Below are 18,245 nucleotides of genomic sequence, written 5' to 3'. Positions count from 1 at the left end.
GTCAGGGGCGGTAGAGCCGTCGATTCCGGCACCTGGGGGTCAAGGGGTCGCAGGTTCAAATCCTGTCAGCCCGACAATAAGCCCTGGTGAGAGTGGGGCTCTCACCGGGGCTTTGTCCTGTCCAAGGATGGACTTCCGTGGTCCCCCTCTGGTCCCCCTGGGGTGACGTCGAGCGCTCGCCTGTGGACAGTTAAACCGGCTCATCACAATCCACGGTGTAGCTGGGGTCTGAATCCGCCTGTTTCGAGTAGCGATCTGGCGATGTAGTGGGTGAGGTTGCGGAAGCCGAGGGCGCTGCCGCGGAGGTGTTCGAGTCGGCCGTTGAGGGCCTCGGTGGGCCCGTTCGACGTGCCGGGCCGGTCGAAGTAGGCGAGGACGTCGGCGGCCCGGTTCTTCAGGGTGCGGCCGAGGGTGATGATCTCTGTCAAGGCGCGGGGGACTCCGCTGCTGATGGCGTCGATGAGGGCCTGCATGAGCGTGCGCCCCTTCGCGCGGTCGGGTTCTCGGTAGGCGGTGATCATCTTCTGGTAGATGGCCCAGGTGGCTTCGACCTCGACGTGTTCATCGCCGGCGAACAAGGCCTCCAGGCGGGTCTTCTGCCTGGGGGTGAGGAGGTCCAGGCCGGTGTGCAGCATCCGACGGGCGCGGTAGAGCGGATCACCAGCACGACCCCGGTGGCCATGAAGGTTTTGTTGGACCCGCCTGCGGCAGCGGTCGAGGGCGTCGCCGGCCAGACGGACGACGTGGAACGGATCCAACACCGGCGTGGCGTCGGGGAGTTCTTCGGTGGTGGCGGTCTTGAAGCCAGTGAACCCATCCATCGCTACGACCTCCACCCCGGCCCGCCACGTCTGGGGGCGGGCGGCGAGCCACGTTTTGAAGGCTTGTTTGGAGCGGCCCTCGACCATGTCCAACAAGCGGGCCGGTCCGGTGTCATCCCTGACCGGAGTGAGGTCGATGATGACCGTCACGTACTTGTCGCCCTTGCGGGTGTGCCGCCAGACGTGTTCGTCGACGCCGACCACGCTCACGCCGTTGAACCGCTCGGGATCATCGATCAGGGCGCGTTGGCCCTCGGCGAGGACGGCGTCGTTGGCGGTGTTCCACGACACCGCGAGGGCTTCGGCGATCCGGGCGACGGTCAAGTGTGCGACCACGAGGCCTTCCAGCGCCCACCGCAACGCGCGGCGGGACAGCTTGGAGCGTGGTTCGGCAGCCTTGCCCATGTCCTGGCGCCACACGTGTCCACACTCACCACAGCGGTAACGGCGCAGCGTCACCACCAAGACGGTCGGTCGCCAGCCGAACGGCTCGTGGGCCAACCGGCGGGTGACCGTGTCGCGCGGGGTCCCCTCGCACCCGCACCGGCGGCACCACCGGTCATCATCAACGACCCGGCACGCCAGCACGGCCCGCTCACGTTCCACGTGTTGACCAACGGCTTCCAGGCCGAGCTCGTCGAGGCGGGTGAACGTGGCTCTTCACAGTTGCGGTGGGGGTGAGGGCGACACGCCGTGAGCGGGGGTGACCTCGGGGTGGGGGTCGAGGCCCTCAGGATCAGGAACGACCAAGAACCCATTCCACGAGGACCTCGACTGTGCCTGATCCTATGGCGTGTGCCTGGCACGCCAATACTGACGATTCCTGTTACTGCGCCAACTGTGACTTGTTGGTCGGCTTGCCCGGTCTGCACGTGGTCGGGGTGGACCGGGACGACGGCGGCGTGTTGAGGGTCACCGTGGAATCAGCGGTGCCGGTGATGGGCTGTCCCGCCTGCGGCGTGGTGGCACACAGTCACGGCCGCCGTACCGTGGCGCTGGTTGATACCCCCGCGTTCGGTGCACCGACCAAGTTGTTGTGGCGCAAGCGGACATGGGAGTGCATCGAGTCCTCGTGTCCGATGGGGGTGTTCACCGAGCAGGATCCCGCGGTCGCGGGCGAACGATCGGTGCTGACCACCAGGGCGTGCGTGTGGGCGATCGGACAGATGCGCCGCGAGCACGCGTCGGTGGCCGGGTTGGCCCGCCAGCTGGGAGTCGCGTGGAACACCGTCTGGACTGCGATCGGCCCGCTGCTCGCTGCGAAGGCGGCCGACGAGTCCCGCTTCCACGGGGTCACCACCTTGGGGGTGGACGAGCACCTGTGGCACCACGTCAGCCCACGCAAGCGTGGCCCCAAGGAGTTGACCGGCATGGTCGATCTCACTCCTGACAAGGACGGAAACATTCACGCACGTCTGCTCGACCTGGTACCCGGCCGGTCCGGGACCGTCTACAAGACCTGGCTGAAGGCCCGGGGGAAGAAGTTCCGCGCCGGGGTGGAGGTGGCGACCCTGGACCCCTTCCGCGGGTACAAGAACGCCATCGATGACCAACTCGACGACGCCACCGCCGTCCTGGACGCCTTCCACATCGTGAAGCTCGGCACCAGCATGGTTGATGACGTGCGACGGCGCGTCCAGCAAGACACCCAAGGCCATCGCGGACGATCCGGCGACCCCCTCTACGGGATCCGCAACGTGCTGCGTGCCGGGGTGGAACACCTCACCGAACGCCAACATGCCCGCCTGGCAGCAGCGTTCGACGCCGATGAACGTCACCTGGCAGTCGAGGTGGCATGGCAGTGTGCCCAACGACTCAGAGCCGTCTACCACCAAGAGACCCCCCAAGCCGGACGGGCCCTCGCCATCAAGGTTGTCGACGGCTTCGCGAGCTGCCCGATCCCCGAGGTCGCCCGCCTCGGCCGTACCCTCAAACAATGGAAGGACGCGTTTTTGGCCTACTTCGACACCGACGGCGCCAGCAACGGCGGATGCGAAGCAGTCAACGGGCTCATCGAACTCCACCGCCGCATCGCCCGCGGCTTCCGCAACCGCGAGAATTACCGCCTCCGCATGCTCCTGATCGCCGGCGGACTCGACCCCTCACCCCCACCGCAACTGTGAAGAGCCGTGAACGTAGTCAGGTCGGGACGAACGAAGGTAGCGTTGAACACGTCGAGGTCTTTCGGATGGAAGGCGTAGGAACCTCCATCATCGGAAGACCTCGACCCTCACCACGGCACCGACGCGCCGTCCGCCCTCACCTCGCCGCTACACCCTCAACTGTGATGAGCCAAACCGGCTCATCACAATCCACGGTGTAGCTGGGGTCTGAATCCGCCTGTTTCGAGTAGCGATCTGGCGATGTAGTGGGTGAGGTTGCGGAAGCCGAGGGCGCTGCCGCGGAGGTGTTCGAGTCGGCCGTTGAGGGCCTCGGTGGGCCCGTTCGACGTGCCGGGCCGGTCGAAGTAGGCGAGGACGTCGGCGGCCCGGTTCTTCAGGGTGCGGCCGAGGGTGATGATCTCTGTCAAGGCGCGGGGGACTCCGCTGCTGATGGCGTCGATGAGGGCCTGCATGAGCGTGCGCCCCTTCGCGCGGTCGGGTTCTCGGTAGGCGGTGATCATCTTCTGGTAGATGGCCCAGGTGGCTTCGACCTCGACGTGTTCATCGCCGGCGAACAAGGCCTCCAGGCGGGTCTTCTGCCTGGGGGTGAGGAGGTCCAGGCCGGTGTGCAGCATCCGACGGGCGCGGTAGAGCGGATCACCAGCACGACCCCGGTGGCCATGAAGGTTTTGTTGGACCCGCCTGCGGCAGCGGTCGAGGGCGTCGCCGGCCAGACGGACGACGTGGAACGGATCCAACACCGGCGTGGCGTCGGGGAGTTCTTCGGTGGTGGCGGTCTTGAAGCCAGTGAACCCATCCATCGCTACGACCTCCACCCCGGCCCGCCACGTCTGGGGGCGGGCGGCGAGCCACGTTTTGAAGGCTTGTTTGGAGCGGCCCTCGACCATGTCCAACAAGCGGGCCGGTCCGGTGTCATCCCTGACCGGAGTGAGGTCGATGATGACCGTCACGTACTTGTCGCCCTTGCGGGTGTGCCGCCAGACGTGTTCGTCGACGCCGACCACGCTCACGCCGTTGAACCGCTCGGGATCATCGATCAGGGCGCGTTGGCCCTCGGCGAGGACGGCGTCGTTGGCGGTGTTCCACGACACCGCGAGGGCTTCGGCGATCCGGGCGACGGTCAAGTGTGCGACCACGAGGCCTTCCAGCGCCCACCGCAACGCGCGGCGGGACAGCTTGGAGCGTGGTTCGGCAGCCTTGCCCATGTCCTGGCGCCACACGTGTCCACACTCACCACAGCGGTAACGGCGCAGCGTCACCACCAAGACGGTCGGTCGCCAGCCGAACGGCTCGTGGGCCAACCGGCGGGTGACCGTGTCGCGCGGGGTCCCCTCGCACCCGCACCGGCGGCACCACCGGTCATCATCAACGACCCGGCACGCCAGCACGGCCCGCTCACGTTCCACGTGTTGACCAACGGCTTCCAGGCCGAGCTCGTCGAGGCGGGTGAACGTAGTCAGGTCGGGACGAACGAAGGTAGCGTTGAACACGTCGAGGTCTTTCGGATGGAAGGCGTAGGAACCTCCATCATCGGAAGACCTCGACCCTCACCACGGCACCGACGCGCCGTCCGCCCTCACCTCGCCGCTACACCCTCAACTGTGATGAGCCACATAAGCAGGGCTTGATCGAGACTTCGGTCGCAACATGAGGTCCGGGCATTGTGGGCTCTTCGTACCTGCGGTGGGTGTGAGGGACTCGTTCGTGTGAGCTGAGGCCGGGAAGGGGTCGAGGCCTTTCAAGATCGGGAGCGACCAAGCCACCCGTTCCGGAAGGCCTCGACGGCGTCCGAGCTTACGGCGTGTTCTCGCGCGCGCTCTCGTCCCGATCCATCCGCTGATCCCTCGTACTGGGACCGCTGCGATCTGCTCGTCGGCCTGGACGGGTTCCAAGTCCTGGAGGTCGCCGAGCAGCCCGGCCGGATGAAGGTGGTGGTCGAGTCGACGCCGGTGCCGATGGGCCGCCTGACCTGCCTGCGGGGTTCTCGTCGGCAGCCGCGGTCGCCGCGACGTTGCCTTGATCGACGTGCACTGCTTCGGCCGCCCGGTCCGCCTGGTGTGGCGCAAGCGGACCTGGCGCTGCGCGGAGGACGCGTGCACCGGCAAAGCGTTCACCGAGCAGCACGCCGACCTGGCCCCGCCGCGCGCGCTGCTGACCACCCGGGCGGCCTGGTGGGCGGTCTGGCAGCTGCGCCGCGAGCAGGCCTAGGTCGCCGGGATCGCCGCCAGCTGGGCACGAGCTGGCGCACGGTGTGCGGTCGATCCGCCCCCTGCTGGAGGCGATGGCCGCCGACGAGACCCACTTCGCCGGCGTCACCTCCCTCGGCGTGGACGAGCACATCTGGCATTACGTCTCCACCAAGCCCGAGACCGAGGGCGGCCGGGGCCGCAAGGAGCTGACCGGCATGGTTGACCTCACCGTGACTCCGACGGACGTGTCAGGGCCCGGCTGCTGGACCTGGTGCCGGGACGGTCGGGGAAGGCCTACGCCGACTGGCTGAACGCCCGCGGCGACGCGTTCCGCTCCCGAGTGCAGGTGGCCACCCTCGACCCCTTCAACGGCTACAAGAACGCATTCGACGACCAGCTGGAGGACGCCACCGCTGTGCTGGACGCCTTCCACGTCGTCAAGCTCGGCACCGACGCGGTCGACCGCTGCCGGCGCCGCGTCCAGGAGATCCACGGCCACCGCGGCCGCAACAACGATCCGCTCTACGGCATCCGCACCACGCTGCGAGCCGGCGCGGAGAATGTCACCGACCGGCAGTGGGCACGGCTGCAGACCGCCTTCGACGCCGACGAGCGACACCTTCCGGTGTGGCTGGCCTGGTCCTGCGCGCAGCAGCTCCGGTCGGCTTACCGGCACGAGCGCACAGCCGAGGGCCGCACGATCGCCGAGAAGGTCATCGACTCCTTCCCGACCTGCCCCGTGCCCGAGATGGCTGCCTCGGCCGGACGCTGAAGCAGTGGCGTGAAGCGTTCCTGGCCTACCTCGACACTGACCGCGCCAGCAACGGCGGCACCGGAGTCGTCAACGGCCTCATCGAGCTCCACCGCCGCATCACCCGCGGCTTCCGCAACCGCAACAACTACCGGCTACACATGCTCCTGATCGCCGGCGGCCTATCCAGCCCCCACCTCAAGTAAGAAGAGCCGCATTGTGGTGCTATCGAGGAATCGCAAGGGCGCCCAGACATCTGCGGCGGGTGGATTCGGTTCATAGCACGCCGCAAGTGGGTTCGAAGGTGCGGCTGAGCGCCCTTGACCCGGTCAACCCCGGCCCGCCTCGGAATCTCATGCGCGGACCCAATCTGGGTGCCGCACGGTGGCGGAGCCCGTGGGGGTCAGCGGTGACAAGGTGATGAGGGATGCTCCTGCTGACCTTGCGAGCCTCCACTGAACGTCGTCTTCTCCGAATTCGGACGAGAGGCATTGGCGAGAGGGCTCGAAGCGGGGGCATCGCGGTTCCCTCCTGAGATGGTCTGTGGGTAGGGTGCGCGCGATCGGCCAGAGAAATGTCAGTGCCGGGTGCGATCGTGGAGGCATGCGGGAGCGGACGGAGGAAGACATGCTGGGAGCGATCAGAGCGATCCCGGAGACGATCAAGAACTGGCGAGAGAACCGAGTCATGCTGTATCAACTCGTCACGGGAATCTCAGCAGCACTCGTGGTGACCGCGCTTGCCGGCGGGAATCGACCGTCGGACTCCCTCGCGGCGGTCGCTCACGGGCTTGGGATCACCCCCGTCGCGAACTGGTTGAGCACGAACGCACCGCCGGTGCTGGCCGGGAGTAGTCCGACGGTGCAGTCGGTCGCATTGTCTGCTGTCCTGTTGCTCGTGGCTGGCATGGTGATCGTCCCGCTCTGGCTGGGTCGTCACGACGACAATCAGACGTTCAGCTATGAGCCCCTACGCCTGATTGGCTCACCGGCGGCATCCACAATCTGGATTCTGTTGCTCATCGCGGCGCAGCAAGGCGACATCATCTCGACGCTCCAGCGCTGGGCAGACACGGCTGTGGCGGCGGCAGGCTGGACGATCGCAGGGCTGCTTGTCTTCGGTGTGCTGCACCTCATCGCGAACCGTCACGGACTCGATGAGCTGACCAAGATGCTGTTCTGGCCCGTGGCGGCCGTGGCGTATCGCGGTGGTTACGGGCTCTGCGCGACGATCCTGGCGATCGCCCTCGCGGCCATCTCCCTGCCGCTGTCGATGATCGGTTGGATGAGTGCGTTGGAGTCCGACCACAGCCGCAAAGCTCGCTCCGAGATGGCGCGAGTACGCGCCGAGGGCGCGACACAGCCATCCGGTGCAGTAGCCGTACCGATCCGGCCCAGCTGAATCACTTGAACCCAGCGGCACAACGGCAACGCCGCCGCGTAAAACGCGGCGGCCTGTCGGCCCACCAGGAGACGAGGCCCGTAGGCGGCTTGGGTGACCGCTTGTTCGATCGCCGCGACCGCAGAGTCGAGTTCTCGGACGGTGGGTGAGGAGATGCCGGTGAGGCGTCTGCCTGCTGGCCATCGCGACACGGCGTAGCGAGTCGCTTCCGGGACGGGCTTGAGGTGGATTAGTTACACGTAGATGTGTGAAAATAGCGCGTGGGCAGTTTGCAGCGCCGGACGCAGCCTGCCCGCCGAACCCAGATCGAGGAGACACCATGACCGACCTGCCCATCATCGAGAAGGTCAGCTGCGGATGCGGCGACCACGACGAGGAGTTGCCCGTCCTCGATGCCCGGGTGATTCCGCATGCTCTCCGGCATGCGGCCATTCTTGGGGCGGTCGCGTCCCTCGCGCCGGGGAAGGCTCTCGCTCTGGTTGCCCCGCACAACCCCCTGCCCCTGTTGGCGCAGGTGAGGGAGGCCCACGGTGAAGCCATCGAGGTCTCCTACCTGGACGAGGGCCCGGAGGCCTGGACGCTCAAGCTCGCGCGCGTCCAGTGAACGACCACATTCCGGAAGATCTCGACCCTGCCGGGCGTGACCTGCGCGCCTACACCGACGAACTCCGCCCCGATCACCGGATGGTTCGCAACGCGCGGGGCGAGTGGGTGCTGCTGCGCCACGAGGACGTGGTCGCCGTGGCGCAGGACCCCGAGCGCTTCGCCAGCGGCGTCTCCCAGCACGTCCACGTGCCGAACGGTCTCGACGGGGACGCCCACCGTGCGGCCCGGCGAACGCTCGACCGCTACTTCGACGCAGAGGAGCTGGCGCCCTTCGAGCCCGCGTTCCGTGGCATCGCCCGGGCCCTGTTCGCACGCCTCGCGCGTGGAACGGCGGTGGACGCGGTGAACGACATCGGCGCCACGTTCGCCGTCCGTGCCCAGAGCGCCTGGCTGGGGTGGCCCGCCGAGATCGAGCCGCACCTGTTGACTTGGATGGCGGAGAACCATGCGGCGACGCGGTCGGGTGACCGGTCGCGGACGGCGGTGGTGGCGTCCGACTTCGACGCGATCATCCGCTCGGTGCTCCAGCCCCGGCGTGCCGGCGACGGCGTGCTCGGCGACGACGTCACCGCGCGGCTGATGCGCGACACCGTCGACGGGCGCCCGTTCACCGACGACGAGATCGTCTCCGTGCTGCGCAACTGGACCGGGGGAGACCTGGGTTCGATCGCGTTGTGCGTGGGCGTCCTGTTCGCGTTCCTGACGACCCATCCGGACGAGCAACGCCGGCTGCGTGCGGGCGTGTCGGACGCCGAGCTGGACGCCGTCATCGACGAGGTGCTGCGCATCGACGATCCGTTCGTGTCGAACCGTCGGGTCACGACCTGCCCGGTCCACATCGGCGGCGCCGACATTCCCGAGGGCGCACACGTCAAACTGCACTGGACGTCCGCCAACCGCGACGCTGAGGTGTTCGGCGACGCTGATCGATGCGATCCCCACGGCCATGCCGCGGCGAACCTGGTGTACGGCACCGGCCCGCACGTGTGCCCGGGGCGTCCCCTGGCCACCATGGAACTCCGCATCGCCGTGCAGGAAGCTCTCGCCGCCACGACGTGGATCACCGCGGCGCCCGGCGAGGAGCCCGAGCGCGAGGTCGCACCCCTCGGCGGCTGGGCCCGGGTTCCCGTGCTGCTCGGCTGAACCGCACCCGCCCCATCACGCTCCCGCCAGGATTTGGGCGGCCGTGTACCATGAACCATTGTCGCCGACCACCACGGTCGGCGCGGGGGCCGCAGCACAGCCCACAGCTGGGTGCACTGCACGGCCCCGTCCGCACGAACCAGAGACATGGTCACCTGCGCCGTTCGTGGCGCCACGCCGCATGCCGGCGTCCGGGGGCCACATTGCACTGTCCGGCTCACCCCGGGCTGAGGAAAGAAGAAGGAAAGCACGCATGATCACGAACACGGCGCACTGGCGCCTCACCGAGACCCCGCTCACCTGCGGCCACACCCTGGCCGTCCGCACCGGCGAGACCTTCGCCTGGTGCTCCTGGTGCGCGGCCACCCGGCCCGTGCTGCAGCACGCTGCGGCCTGACGCCACCCCGACGACCGCCGCGCCGGTCAGGTGATGCCCTGGTGCACCGCCTGACCGGCGCGGCTCTTTCGTGTCCGGGGTCAACCGCTGACGCTGCCGGGTCACGGAGCGTCAGCCGCCGCTCACTGCAACGCGGCCTTCACCTTGGCGGCCACCGCCGAGCCCTCCGCCCGGCCCGCGGCGCGCGCGTTGACGGCCTTGATCACCTGACCCATCTGGCGCATGCCGGGCTTCTCGCCCAGCGTCGCCTCCGCGGCCGCGACCTCCTCGGCCACCAGCGCATCCAGCTCGTCGTCGCTCAGCGAGGCGGGCAGGTACACGGCCAGCAACTCGGCCTCGGTGAGTTCCTTCTCGGCGAGCTCCGGGCGGCCGCCGTCGGTGTAGGCCTGCGCCGAGTCGCGCCGCGTCCGCACCTCACGCTGCAGCACCGCGATCTCCTCCTGCTCGCTCAGCTCGCGCGCCTGCTTGCCCGCCACCTTCTCGTTCTTGATCGCCGCGATCGCCATCCGCAGCGTGGTCGTGCGCTCCCCGTCGCGGGCCTTCATGGCCGCGACCATGTCGCCGTGCAACGTGTCCTCGAGGGTTCCCATGCGTCTCGTCCTTTCGTCGCGTTCGATTCTGTCACAGGCCCGCCGTAGAGTCCGTGGGCATGGGAGCACGCCTGTTCACCGCGGTCCTTCCGCCGCCCGAGCTCGTCGAGGAGCTCGACGCCTTCTGCCGCCCGAGGCGCGAGGCCGTCCCGCAGTTGCGCTGGACGCGGCCCGACACCTGGCACCTGACCACCGCCTTCATGGCCGACGTCGACGCCCGGCACCACGACCGGTTGGTGGAGGGCCTGGCAGCCGCGGCTGCCCGCACGCCGGCGTTCGCGATCCGGCTCGGCGGGGGCGGCACCTTCGGCCCGCCCGAGGCGGCACGCCACCTGTGGCTGGGCCTGACCCGGGGAGCGGACGCCCTCGCCGCGCTGGCCGTCCGCTGCCGCAACGCGGCCGAACACGCCGGTGTCCGCACCGACGGCACGAACTTCGTGCCGCACCTGACCCTGGCGCGGGGCACCCGGCACGCCGACCTGCGGCGGCTCCGCGCGGTGTTCGACACCTTCGACGCCGACGGCTGGGTGGCCGACGAACTGGTGCTCATCGAATCCCACCTCGCTGATCGGGCCAACCGCTACGAGGTCGTGGAACGCTTCACCCTGCCGCCAGCCGATACCACTAGCCTGAGGGCCGACACCACCAGCACCGAGGAGCCACGATGAGCGAACGCCGGTTCGAGACCCTGGCAGTCCACGCGGGCCAGGAGCACGCCGACCCCGCGACGAACGCGCGGGCGGTGCCGATCTACCAGACGACGAGCTACGTCTTCGACGACACCCAGCACGCCGCCGACCTGTTCGCCCTGCGCACGCCGGGCAACATCTACACCCGCATCATGAACCCCACCCAGGGCGTGCTCGAGGCGCGCGTGACCGCCTTGGAGGGGGGCCTGACGTCGCTGGCCACCGCCTCAGGTGCCGCGGCGATCACCTACGCGGTGCTGACGCTGGCCGGGGCCGGCGACAACATCGTCGCCTCGGCCAAGCTGTATGGCGGCACGTACGCCCTCTTCGCGCACACGCTGCCGCAGTTCGGCGTCCAGACGCGGTTCGTGGATCCCGACGACCCCGACGCGCTGGCCGAGCACGTCGACGACCGGACGCGGCTCGTCTTCGTCGAGTCGATCGGCAACCCGGCGCTCAACGTACTCGACGTGCCCGCCTGGGCGGACGCCGCGCACGCCCTCGGGCTGCCGCTGGTGGTGGACAACACGGTGCCCACGCCGTATCTCTGCCGGGTGCTCGACCACGGGGCCGACATCGCCGTGCACGCCACCACCAAGTACATGTCGGGCAACGGCACGTCGATGGGCGGGGTCATCGTCGACAGCGGCAGGTTCGACTGGGCGGCGCACGCCGAGCGCTTCCCCCAGCTGACGGGGCCCGACCACGCCTACCACGAGACCGTGTGGACGGACGCCGCCGGCCCGGCCGCCTACATCACCCGCGCCCGCACCGTGATGCTCCGCAACACCGGCGCCGCCATCGCGCCGATGAACGCCTTCCTCACCCTGCTCGGCACCGAGACCCTGCACCTGCGCATGGAGCGGCACAGCAGCAACGCGCTGGCCATCGCCGAGTACCTCGCCGCCGACGAGCGCGTGGCGTGGGTGCAATACCCCGGCCTGGCCGAGGACCGCTACCACGACGTGGCGAACCGGGTGCTCGAGGGGCGCGGCTACGGCGGGCTGGTGAGCTTCGGGCTGAAGACCGGCCGCGAGGGCGGCTCCCGGTTCATCGAGAGCCTCGGGCTGTTCAGCCACCTCGCCAACATCGGCGACGCCAAGAGCCTGGCGATCCACAACGCGACGACGACGCACTCGCAGCTCACCGAGTCCGAGCTCGTGGACGCCGGGGTGGCGCCCGAGGGCGTCCGGCTGAGCATCGGCATCGAGAACGCCGACGACCTGATCGCCGATCTGGATCAGGCGCTGTCTGCGTGACGAGCCCCGTGACCCCCACCGCCGACGTGATGGCCGGCTCCGTCGGCCTCGTGGAGACGGAGACGGTGCGGCTCTTCACCGCCGCGCAGCCCCTGGTGCTGGTCAGCGGCGCCACCCTGGGCCCCGTCGACGTCGCCTACGAGACCTACGGCCGGTTGAACGCCGACCGCAGCAACGCGGTGTTCATCTGCCACGCCCTGACCGGGGACGCCCACGCCGCCGGCTGGCACGCCGGCGACCGGCACCCGGGGTGGTGGGACAACCTGATCGGGCCGGGGCGTCCGCTCGACACCGATCGCTTCTTCGTCGTGTGCGCCAACCTGCTGGGCGGCTGCCAGGGCACCACCGGCCCGTCGTCGCCCCATCCGGAGACGGGCCGCGCCTACGGTCTGGACTTCCCGCTGCTCGAGGTCGCTGACTTCGTCACCGTGCACCGCGCCCTGCTCGCCCACCTGGGCATCGAGCGCCTGCTCGCCGTGCTCGGCGGTTCGCTGGGCGGCATGCAAGCGCTGCAGTGGTCCCTCGACCACCCCGAGGATCTGGCGAACGCGCTCATCGTCGCGGCGTCCAGCCGGTTGACGGCGCAGAACATCGCGTTCTCCGCAGTGGCCCGGCGGGCGATCATGTCCGACCGACAATTCCGCGACGGGCAGTACGCCGCGGAGGGCACGATGCCGGCCGTGGGCCTGGCGATCGCCCGCATGATGGCGCACATCACCTACCTCTCCGAGGACGCCTTCACCGCCAAGTTCGGCCGCACGTCGCAGTTCGAGACGCGGCGGCGGGGGTTCGGGATCGACTTCGCCGTGGAGAGCTACCTCGACCACCAGGGCACCACGTTCCTGGAGCGGTTCGACGCGCTGAGCTACCTCTACCTCACCCGCGTCATGGACTACTTCGACCCCTTCGCCCGCCCGGACGCCCTCGCCGCCGTCGAACAGCGCCCGGTGAACCACCTCGTGCTGTCCTTCGACTCCGACTGGCGGTTCTCGACCGACCACGCCCTGCGCATCACCCGCCGCCTGGAGCAGGCGCGCCTGCCGGTGACGTTCCGCGAGATCAGCTCGGCGTTCGGCCACGACTCGTTCCTGTTGGCCGACCCGGTGTACCACGCGACGTTGCGCGCGTTCCTGGATCGGGCGCTGGAGGTGGGCACGTGAGCGCACCCTCTCCGCGGCGCGGTGCGGCCCGCCCCGCGTCCCTGCGCCCCGACTTGGCGCTCGTCTCCGACCAGATCGCGGCGGGCTCGCGCGTGCTCGACCTGGGGTGCGGGCAGGGCGACCTGCTCCGCAGCCTGATGGACGCCAAGGACTGCACGGGCACGGGCGTCGAGATCGATCCCGACGCCGTGCTCGGGGCCATCCGCCGCGGCGTCCCGGTGATCGAACGCGACATCACGAGCGTGCTGGACGACCTCGCCGACCGGTCCTACGACGTCGTCGTTCTCTCCCGCACCCTGCAGACCATGTTGCAGCCGGCCACGGTGCTCGCGGGCATGGCGCGGGTGGGGGAGCGCCTCGTGGTGTCGGTGCCGAACTTCGGCTACTACCGCAACCGCTTCCGGTTGCTGCTGGGCCGCATGCCCATGAGCAAGGAGATCCCGTACTCCTGGTACGAGACGCCCAACCTGCGCTTCACCACGTTGGCCGACCTGGAGGATCTCTTCGACCGCCTCGGCCTGCGCATCGAGCGGCGCTTCACCTACACCGAGACCGGACGCCGCCTGCGGATGTACGGCCGTCTGTCGAACTGGGCCGCCGGCGCTGCCGTGTACGTGTTGTGCCCGATCGATGCCGGCCGGACGCGCGCCTGACGGCCTCAGCGGGCCATGGCCTCCAGGATGCGTCGTGCGCTGCCGCCCAGATTCAGCAGCTCGCTGAGCTCGGCGAACTCACTCGGCCGAGCCGGCGCGGTGGGCAGGGTGAGGTCGGGCGTCCCGAGGTCGAGGTCGCGGACGGCGCCGACGACCTGGCGTGCCGGGCCGAGGTAGTCGATCGCGGCCGTCAGCGCCCGGGACACGGCGGGGGAGAGCGACCCGGCGTGGGCCACGATCCCGTCCAGGTCGCCGTACTTGGCGATGAGCTGCGCGGCCGTCTTCTCCCCGATGCCCTTGACGCCCGGCAGTCCGTCCGAAGGATCCCCCCGCATCACGGCGAAGTCGACGTAGCCGGCGCCGGAGATGCCGTACTTCGCGGCCAGCCACGCGTCGTCGACGCGCTCGTGCTTCGCCACGCCGCGCGCCACGTACAGCACCCGGACGCCCTCGCCGTCCGACACGAGCTGGAAGAGGTCACGGTCGCCGGTCACCACGTCGACCGGGCCGGGGGCGCCCGTGGCCAGCGTCGCGATCACGTCGTCGGCCTCGTGGTCGGGGGCGCCCACCACGGGTAGGCCGAGGGCGTCCAACACCGCGCGGATGAGCGGCACCTGCCCGGTGAGGGCCTCCGGCACCTCCTCGACGTGGCCGTGGGCCACGCGGTGCGCCTTGTAGGTCGGGACGAGGTCGACCCGCCAGGCGGGCCGCCAGTCGTCGTCCCAACAGCAGGCGAGGCGCTGCGGGGCATACTCGGTGATGAAGCGGGCCAGGAAGTCCAGCAGCCCCCGCACCGCGTTGACGGGTCGCCCGTCGGCCGCGGTCAGGGCGTCCGGCAGGCCGTGATAGGCCCGAAAATACAACGACGCGGTGTCGAGCAGAAGTGTGCGGGGCGCGGTCACACCGGCCAGTGTGGCAGAGCACCTGCCCCGATCGGCGCACGATGTGAAACGATGACGTCCATGGAGAGCACGGATCAGCAGATTCTCTCGTTGCTGGCCCGCGACGGACGGATGTCGTTCACCGACATCGGCAAGGCCACGGGGCTGTCCACGTCCGCCGCGCAGCAGCGGGTCCGCCGGCTGGAGCAGCGCGGCGTCATCACCGGCTACCGGGCGGTGGTGGACGCCGAGGCGCTCGACAGGATGCTCACCGCCTTCGTGTCCCTACACGTGCCGAACCCCGGTGACGACGAGGACATCCCTGCCAAGCTCGCCCCGATCGAGGGCATCGTCTCCTGCTACTCGGTGGCCGGGCGGTACAGCTACCTGCTGAAGGTGCAGGTGGAGTCGCCGAAGGATCTCGAGCGGCTCCTGCAGGAGGTCGGCCAGGCCGCGAGCGTCTCGACCGAGACGACGCTGGTGCTGTCGGTGCCCTACGCCGACCGTCCGTTGGTCTGACCCGCTCGTCACCCCCGCCCGACCGCAGCGCCCAGCTCGGCCAACAGCAGCGCCTCGGCCAGGCAGGCCTTGCTGAAGTCGCCCAGGTCGAGCGACTCGTCGATGCCGTGCATCCGGGAGTCGGGGTCGCACACACCGGTCACCAACACGGTCGCGTCCGGGAACGTCCGCTGGAAGTCGGCCACCATCGGGATCGACCCGCCCTGCCCCATCTGCACCGGGTCGGTGCCCCACGCCTGGGTGAACGCGGCGACCGCGGCGTCCGCCACCGGCCCCTCCAGTGGGATCTGCGACCCGTGCCCGTATTGCTCGGCACCGAAGGTCAGCCGGGCGCCCCACGGGGCGTGGGCGGTGAGATGGTCCTTGAGCGCGGTGAGCGCGGCCGGCCCGTTTTGGCCCGGCGCGAGCCGCACGCTGATCTTGGCCCGCGCCGTCGCGGTGAGCGTGTTGGACGCCTGCGCCACGCTCGGCGCGTCGACGGCGAGCACGGTGATGGCCGGCCGGGTCCACAGACGGTCGGCGAGCGGGCCGGTACCGAGGAGCTCCACCCCGTCGAGCACTCCGGCCTCCGCGCGCAGGCGGTCGGCGTCGTGCTCCAGGGGGAAGCCGTCGTCGCGCACCAGGCCGGCCACCGCGACGTCCCCGGCGTCGTCGTGCAGGGTCGCGAGCAGGCGCACCAGCGCGGTGAGGGCGTCCGGCGCGACGCCCCCATACTGGCCGGAGTGCAGCGCGTGGTCGAGCGTCGACACCTCGACCACAAGGTCGGCCAGCCCGCGCAGCGTGGTGGTGAACGCGGGCGTCCCGACCGCCCAGTTGGCCGAGTCGCAGATGACGTAGACGTCGGCGGCGAGCAGGTCGCGGTGGCGTTCGAGGATCGCCGCGAGCGTGGGGGAGCCGACCTCCTCCTCGCCCTCGACGAAGACGGTGACGCCGACCGGCGGCGTGCCGCCAAACGCGCGCAGCGCCGCGAGGTGCACGGCCACGCCCGCCTTGTCGTCCACGACGCCGCGGGCGTGCAGGCGTCCGCCGCGCTCGGTGACCTCGAACGGGGGCGACGTCCAGGCGTCCGGGTCACCGGTGGGCTGGACGTCGTGGTGGGCGTACAGACACACCGTCGGCGCGCCCTCGGGAGCCGGCCAGCGGCCAATCACCGCGGGCTGGCCGCCCTCGGCGACGATCCGGACGTCGGGGCAGCCGGCCCCGCGCAGGAGGCCGGCGACCGCGTCCGCGCTGGCGGACACGTCCCCGTGGTGCGCGGGCAGCGAACTGACCGAGCGGATGGCGACGAGGTCGGTGAGGTCGGCGAGGACGCCGGGGAGCAGGTCGGACACGGTGCGGCGCAGGTCATTCACCCCGGCGACGCTACCCCCTGGCGGGCGCGTGTGCCCAGACGGCCCGCAGCCGCGGGTAACCTGAGCGCGTGATCGTGTCCCGCCCGGTGAAGGAGCCGCTCCCCACCTGGTTGCTGCTCCCCGGCGCGATCGGCGGGGGACTGCTGGCCACCCTGGCCTTCGCCCCGTTCGGCTGGTGGCCACTCGCCTTCGTCGCGGTCGCCGCGCTCGCCGTGGTCGTCGGACGTGCCCGCCGCCTGGGAACGGCCATCGCGCTCGGCTACGCCTTTGGCCTGGCCTTCATGGGCACGTCGCTGCTGTGGCAGACCTCGATCCTCCTTCTCTCCTACACCGGGCTCACCCTTGCCACCGCCGCCGTCTACGCCGGGATCGCGGGCGTCATCCGCGTCACCCGACGTCTCCCGGGGGCCCCCGTCTGGGGCGCGGCGGGCTGGGGGTTCGGCGAGTGGGTGCTCTCGGTGTTCCCGTTCGACGGCTTCGCCTGGATGCGGCTGGGCTACTCCCAGGTGGACGGCCCGCTCGCGGGTTTCTACCCGTTCGTCGGGGCGGCCTTCGTGTCCTTCCTCGTCGCCCTCATCGGGCACCTGCTGGCGTGGGTGGCCGAGTCGGTGGTGGCCGGACGCCTCCGCGCCGGCCGCCGCCGGCCGCTCGGCGTCACCGCGGTGGTCGTGGTGGTCCTGCTGGGTGTGGGCTGGCTTGGCACGCGCTGGGACGCGCCCCGCTCCGGTGCCGGCACGGTCGAGGTCGGTTGGGTGCAGGGCGGCGCGCCCGGTGGGGGCGTCTACGGGCTGGGCCCCGCCCGCACGATCACGACCAACCAGGCCACCCAGACCGCGGGCCTCATGAACGCCGTCGCGGCCGGGCAGTTCCCGGCCCCGGACTTCGTCGTGTGGCCCGAGAACTCCACGGACATGGATCCGCGCGCGGACGCCACCACCCGGTGGCTCGTGGAGCAGGCGGTGGCGGACGCCGGCGTCCCGATCCTGGTCGGCTCCATCTACGAGGACCCCGAGCGCGAGGAACGCCAGACCGTCGCGTTGTGGTGGGACGCCGACGGCGTCGAGGCGAGCTACGCCAAGCGCAACCTGGTGCCGTTCGGGGAGTGGATCCCGTTCCGCTCGCTGCTGCTGCCCCTGGTGCCCGAGTTGCGCTACGTGGGAAACCAGTCGGTGCCCGGCACGGAGCCCGGTGTGTTGCCGGTGAGCCTGCCGGACGGGCGGAGCGTCGACGTCGGCGTCGCCATCTGTTACGAGGTGATCTTTCCCCAGACGCTGTACGAGGCGGCCCGGGCGGGCGCTGAGGTCTTCATCGTCCAGAGCAGCAACGCGATGTACCAGGGCACCACCCAGATCGACCAGCAGTTCGCCGCCACCCGGGTGCGCGCCGCCGAGATGCGCAGCGACGTCCTCGTCGTCACGACGTCGGGCGTCTCGGGCCGCATCGGCACGCACGGGGAGGTCCTCACCGTGGTGCCCGAGTCCGTCGGCGCCTTCGGCGTCGAGACCATGCCCCTGGCCCGGGCCCAGACCCCGGCCATGGTGCTGGGTCGCCTGCCCGAGGCCCTCGTCGTGCTGACCGCGGCGGTGGCGCTGGCGCTCGGATTGGTGGCGACCAAGGCCCCACGGCGCGGCGGGTTGGCGCGGAGCGGTGGAACCGGGCACCACGGTGGAAGAATGGAACGCACGCCGGCGCACGACGCAGGCGAGTGAGG

Annotated in this window: 17 protein-coding genes and 2 pseudogenes; 14 read left to right on the top strand and 5 right to left on the bottom strand. The window is 70.1% G+C overall.

Annotated elements, in window-relative coordinates; translation table 11 throughout:
* Positions 1-203: 203 nt before the first annotated feature.
* Positions 204-1,475, bottom strand: a pseudogene (locus PCC79_RS08475) (ISL3 family transposase); the annotation flags it as partial.
* 203 nt (positions 1,476-1,678) lie between these two features.
* On the opposite strand from PCC79_RS08475, the gene PCC79_RS08470 reads away from it, so the two are divergent.
* A complete protein-coding gene (locus tag PCC79_RS08470) occupies positions 1,679-2,944 on the top strand; it encodes an ISL3 family transposase (RefSeq protein ID WP_342373061.1) in 1,266 nt (421 codons plus the stop codon).
* Between the two features lie 182 nt (positions 2,945-3,126).
* Here PCC79_RS08470 and PCC79_RS08465 read toward each other — a convergent pair whose 3' ends face one another.
* Positions 3,127-4,434 (bottom strand): ISL3 family transposase, encoded by a 1,308-nt coding sequence (locus PCC79_RS08465; RefSeq protein ID WP_342371612.1) that lies wholly within the window; start codon positions 4,432-4,434, stop codon positions 3,127-3,129.
* Positions 4,435-4,960: 526 nt separating this feature from the next.
* Here PCC79_RS08465 and PCC79_RS08460 point away from each other — a divergent pair.
* The 7 genes and pseudogenes from PCC79_RS08460 to PCC79_RS08430 all read left to right on the top strand — a co-directional run bounded on the left by PCC79_RS08460 (position 4,961) and on the right by PCC79_RS08430 (position 9,431).
* Positions 4,961-5,152 carry a hypothetical protein gene (locus PCC79_RS08460; RefSeq protein ID WP_232547930.1) on the top strand — a complete coding sequence of 64 codons (192 nt, stop codon included), beginning with the start codon at positions 4,961-4,963 and terminating at the stop codon, positions 5,150-5,152.
* 43 nt (positions 5,153-5,195) lie between these two features.
* A complete protein-coding gene (locus tag PCC79_RS08455; RefSeq protein ID WP_232547931.1) occupies positions 5,196-5,444 on the top strand; it encodes a hypothetical protein in 249 nt (82 codons plus the stop codon).
* Positions 5,405-6,090 (top strand): annotated as a pseudogene (locus PCC79_RS08450) (ISL3 family transposase). The gene PCC79_RS08455 and the pseudogene PCC79_RS08450 overlap by 40 nt, the downstream one beginning before the upstream one ends.
* Before the next feature lie 421 nt (positions 6,091-6,511).
* Positions 6,512-7,285 (top strand): hypothetical protein, encoded by a 774-nt coding sequence (locus PCC79_RS08445; RefSeq protein ID WP_232547933.1) that lies wholly within the window; start codon positions 6,512-6,514, stop codon positions 7,283-7,285.
* A 319-nt stretch (positions 7,286-7,604) separates the two neighbouring features.
* Entirely contained in the window at positions 7,605-7,889 is a 285-nt protein-coding gene (locus PCC79_RS08440; RefSeq protein WP_232547934.1) for a DUF2249 domain-containing protein, read from the top strand.
* Positions 7,886-9,034 (top strand): cytochrome P450, encoded by a 1,149-nt coding sequence (locus PCC79_RS08435; protein ID WP_342373564.1) that lies wholly within the window; start codon positions 7,886-7,888, stop codon positions 9,032-9,034. The genes PCC79_RS08440 and PCC79_RS08435 overlap by 4 nt, the downstream gene beginning before the upstream one ends.
* A gap of 253 nt (positions 9,035-9,287) precedes the next feature.
* Complete coding sequence (locus PCC79_RS08430) at positions 9,288-9,431, top strand: hypothetical protein (RefSeq protein ID WP_232547936.1); 144 nt, start codon at positions 9,288-9,290, stop codon at positions 9,429-9,431.
* Between the two features lie 122 nt (positions 9,432-9,553).
* Here the strand turns inward: PCC79_RS08430 and PCC79_RS08425 are convergent, their stop codons facing one another.
* A complete protein-coding gene (locus tag PCC79_RS08425; protein ID WP_232547937.1) occupies positions 9,554-10,021 on the bottom strand; it encodes a GatB/YqeY domain-containing protein in 468 nt (155 codons plus the stop codon).
* Positions 10,022-10,080: 59 nt separating this feature from the next.
* On the opposite strand from PCC79_RS08425, the gene thpR reads away from it, so the two are divergent.
* From thpR to metW, 4 genes are read left to right on the top strand one after another with little or no spacing between them, the layout of a single operon-like run.
* Complete coding sequence (gene thpR, locus PCC79_RS08420; protein WP_232547938.1) at positions 10,081-10,689, top strand: RNA 2',3'-cyclic phosphodiesterase; 609 nt, start codon at positions 10,081-10,083, stop codon at positions 10,687-10,689.
* A complete protein-coding gene (locus PCC79_RS08415; RefSeq protein WP_232547939.1) occupies positions 10,686-11,969 on the top strand; it encodes an O-acetylhomoserine aminocarboxypropyltransferase/cysteine synthase family protein in 1,284 nt (427 codons plus the stop codon). Before thpR ends, PCC79_RS08415 begins: the two co-directional genes overlap by 4 nt.
* Before the next feature lie 29 nt (positions 11,970-11,998).
* Positions 11,999-13,129, top strand: a complete 1,131-nt coding sequence (gene metX, locus PCC79_RS08410; RefSeq protein ID WP_232548282.1) for a homoserine O-acetyltransferase MetX — start codon at positions 11,999-12,001, stop codon at positions 13,127-13,129.
* Positions 13,126-13,782, top strand: a complete 657-nt coding sequence (metW, locus tag PCC79_RS08405; protein ID WP_232547940.1) for a methionine biosynthesis protein MetW — start codon at positions 13,126-13,128, stop codon at positions 13,780-13,782. The genes metX and metW overlap by 4 nt, the downstream gene beginning before the upstream one ends.
* 5 nt (positions 13,783-13,787) lie before the next feature.
* On the opposite strand, the gene PCC79_RS08400 is transcribed toward metW, so the two are convergent.
* On the bottom strand, positions 13,788-14,684 hold the full coding sequence (locus PCC79_RS08400; protein WP_232547941.1) for a 5'-3' exonuclease: 897 nt from the start codon (positions 14,682-14,684) through the stop codon (positions 13,788-13,790).
* Between the two features lie 60 nt (positions 14,685-14,744).
* Between PCC79_RS08400 and PCC79_RS08395 the strand changes: the two genes are divergently transcribed.
* Positions 14,745-15,182: an Lrp/AsnC family transcriptional regulator gene (locus PCC79_RS08395; protein ID WP_342373563.1), complete on the top strand. Its 438-nt coding sequence runs from the start codon at positions 14,745-14,747 to the stop codon at positions 15,180-15,182.
* A gap of 8 nt (positions 15,183-15,190) precedes the next feature.
* Here the strand turns inward: PCC79_RS08395 and PCC79_RS08390 are convergent, their stop codons facing one another.
* Positions 15,191-16,534, bottom strand: a complete 1,344-nt coding sequence (locus tag PCC79_RS08390; protein WP_342373562.1) for a dipeptidase — start codon at positions 16,532-16,534, stop codon at positions 15,191-15,193.
* A gap of 68 nt (positions 16,535-16,602) precedes the next feature.
* On the opposite strand from PCC79_RS08390, the gene lnt reads away from it, so the two are divergent.
* Positions 16,603-18,243 (top strand): apolipoprotein N-acyltransferase, encoded by a 1,641-nt coding sequence (gene lnt / locus PCC79_RS08385; protein WP_232547944.1) that lies wholly within the window; start codon positions 16,603-16,605, stop codon positions 18,241-18,243.
* Positions 18,244-18,245 lie beyond the last annotated feature (2 nt).

It is taken from the genome of Propioniciclava soli (genome assembly GCF_038502305.1).
Lineage (GTDB): Bacteria > Actinomycetota > Actinomycetes > Propionibacteriales > Propionibacteriaceae > Propioniciclava > Propioniciclava soli.
The sequence above is the reverse complement of the archived record's forward strand: the minus strand, read 5'-3'. Positions and strand labels throughout refer to the sequence as shown.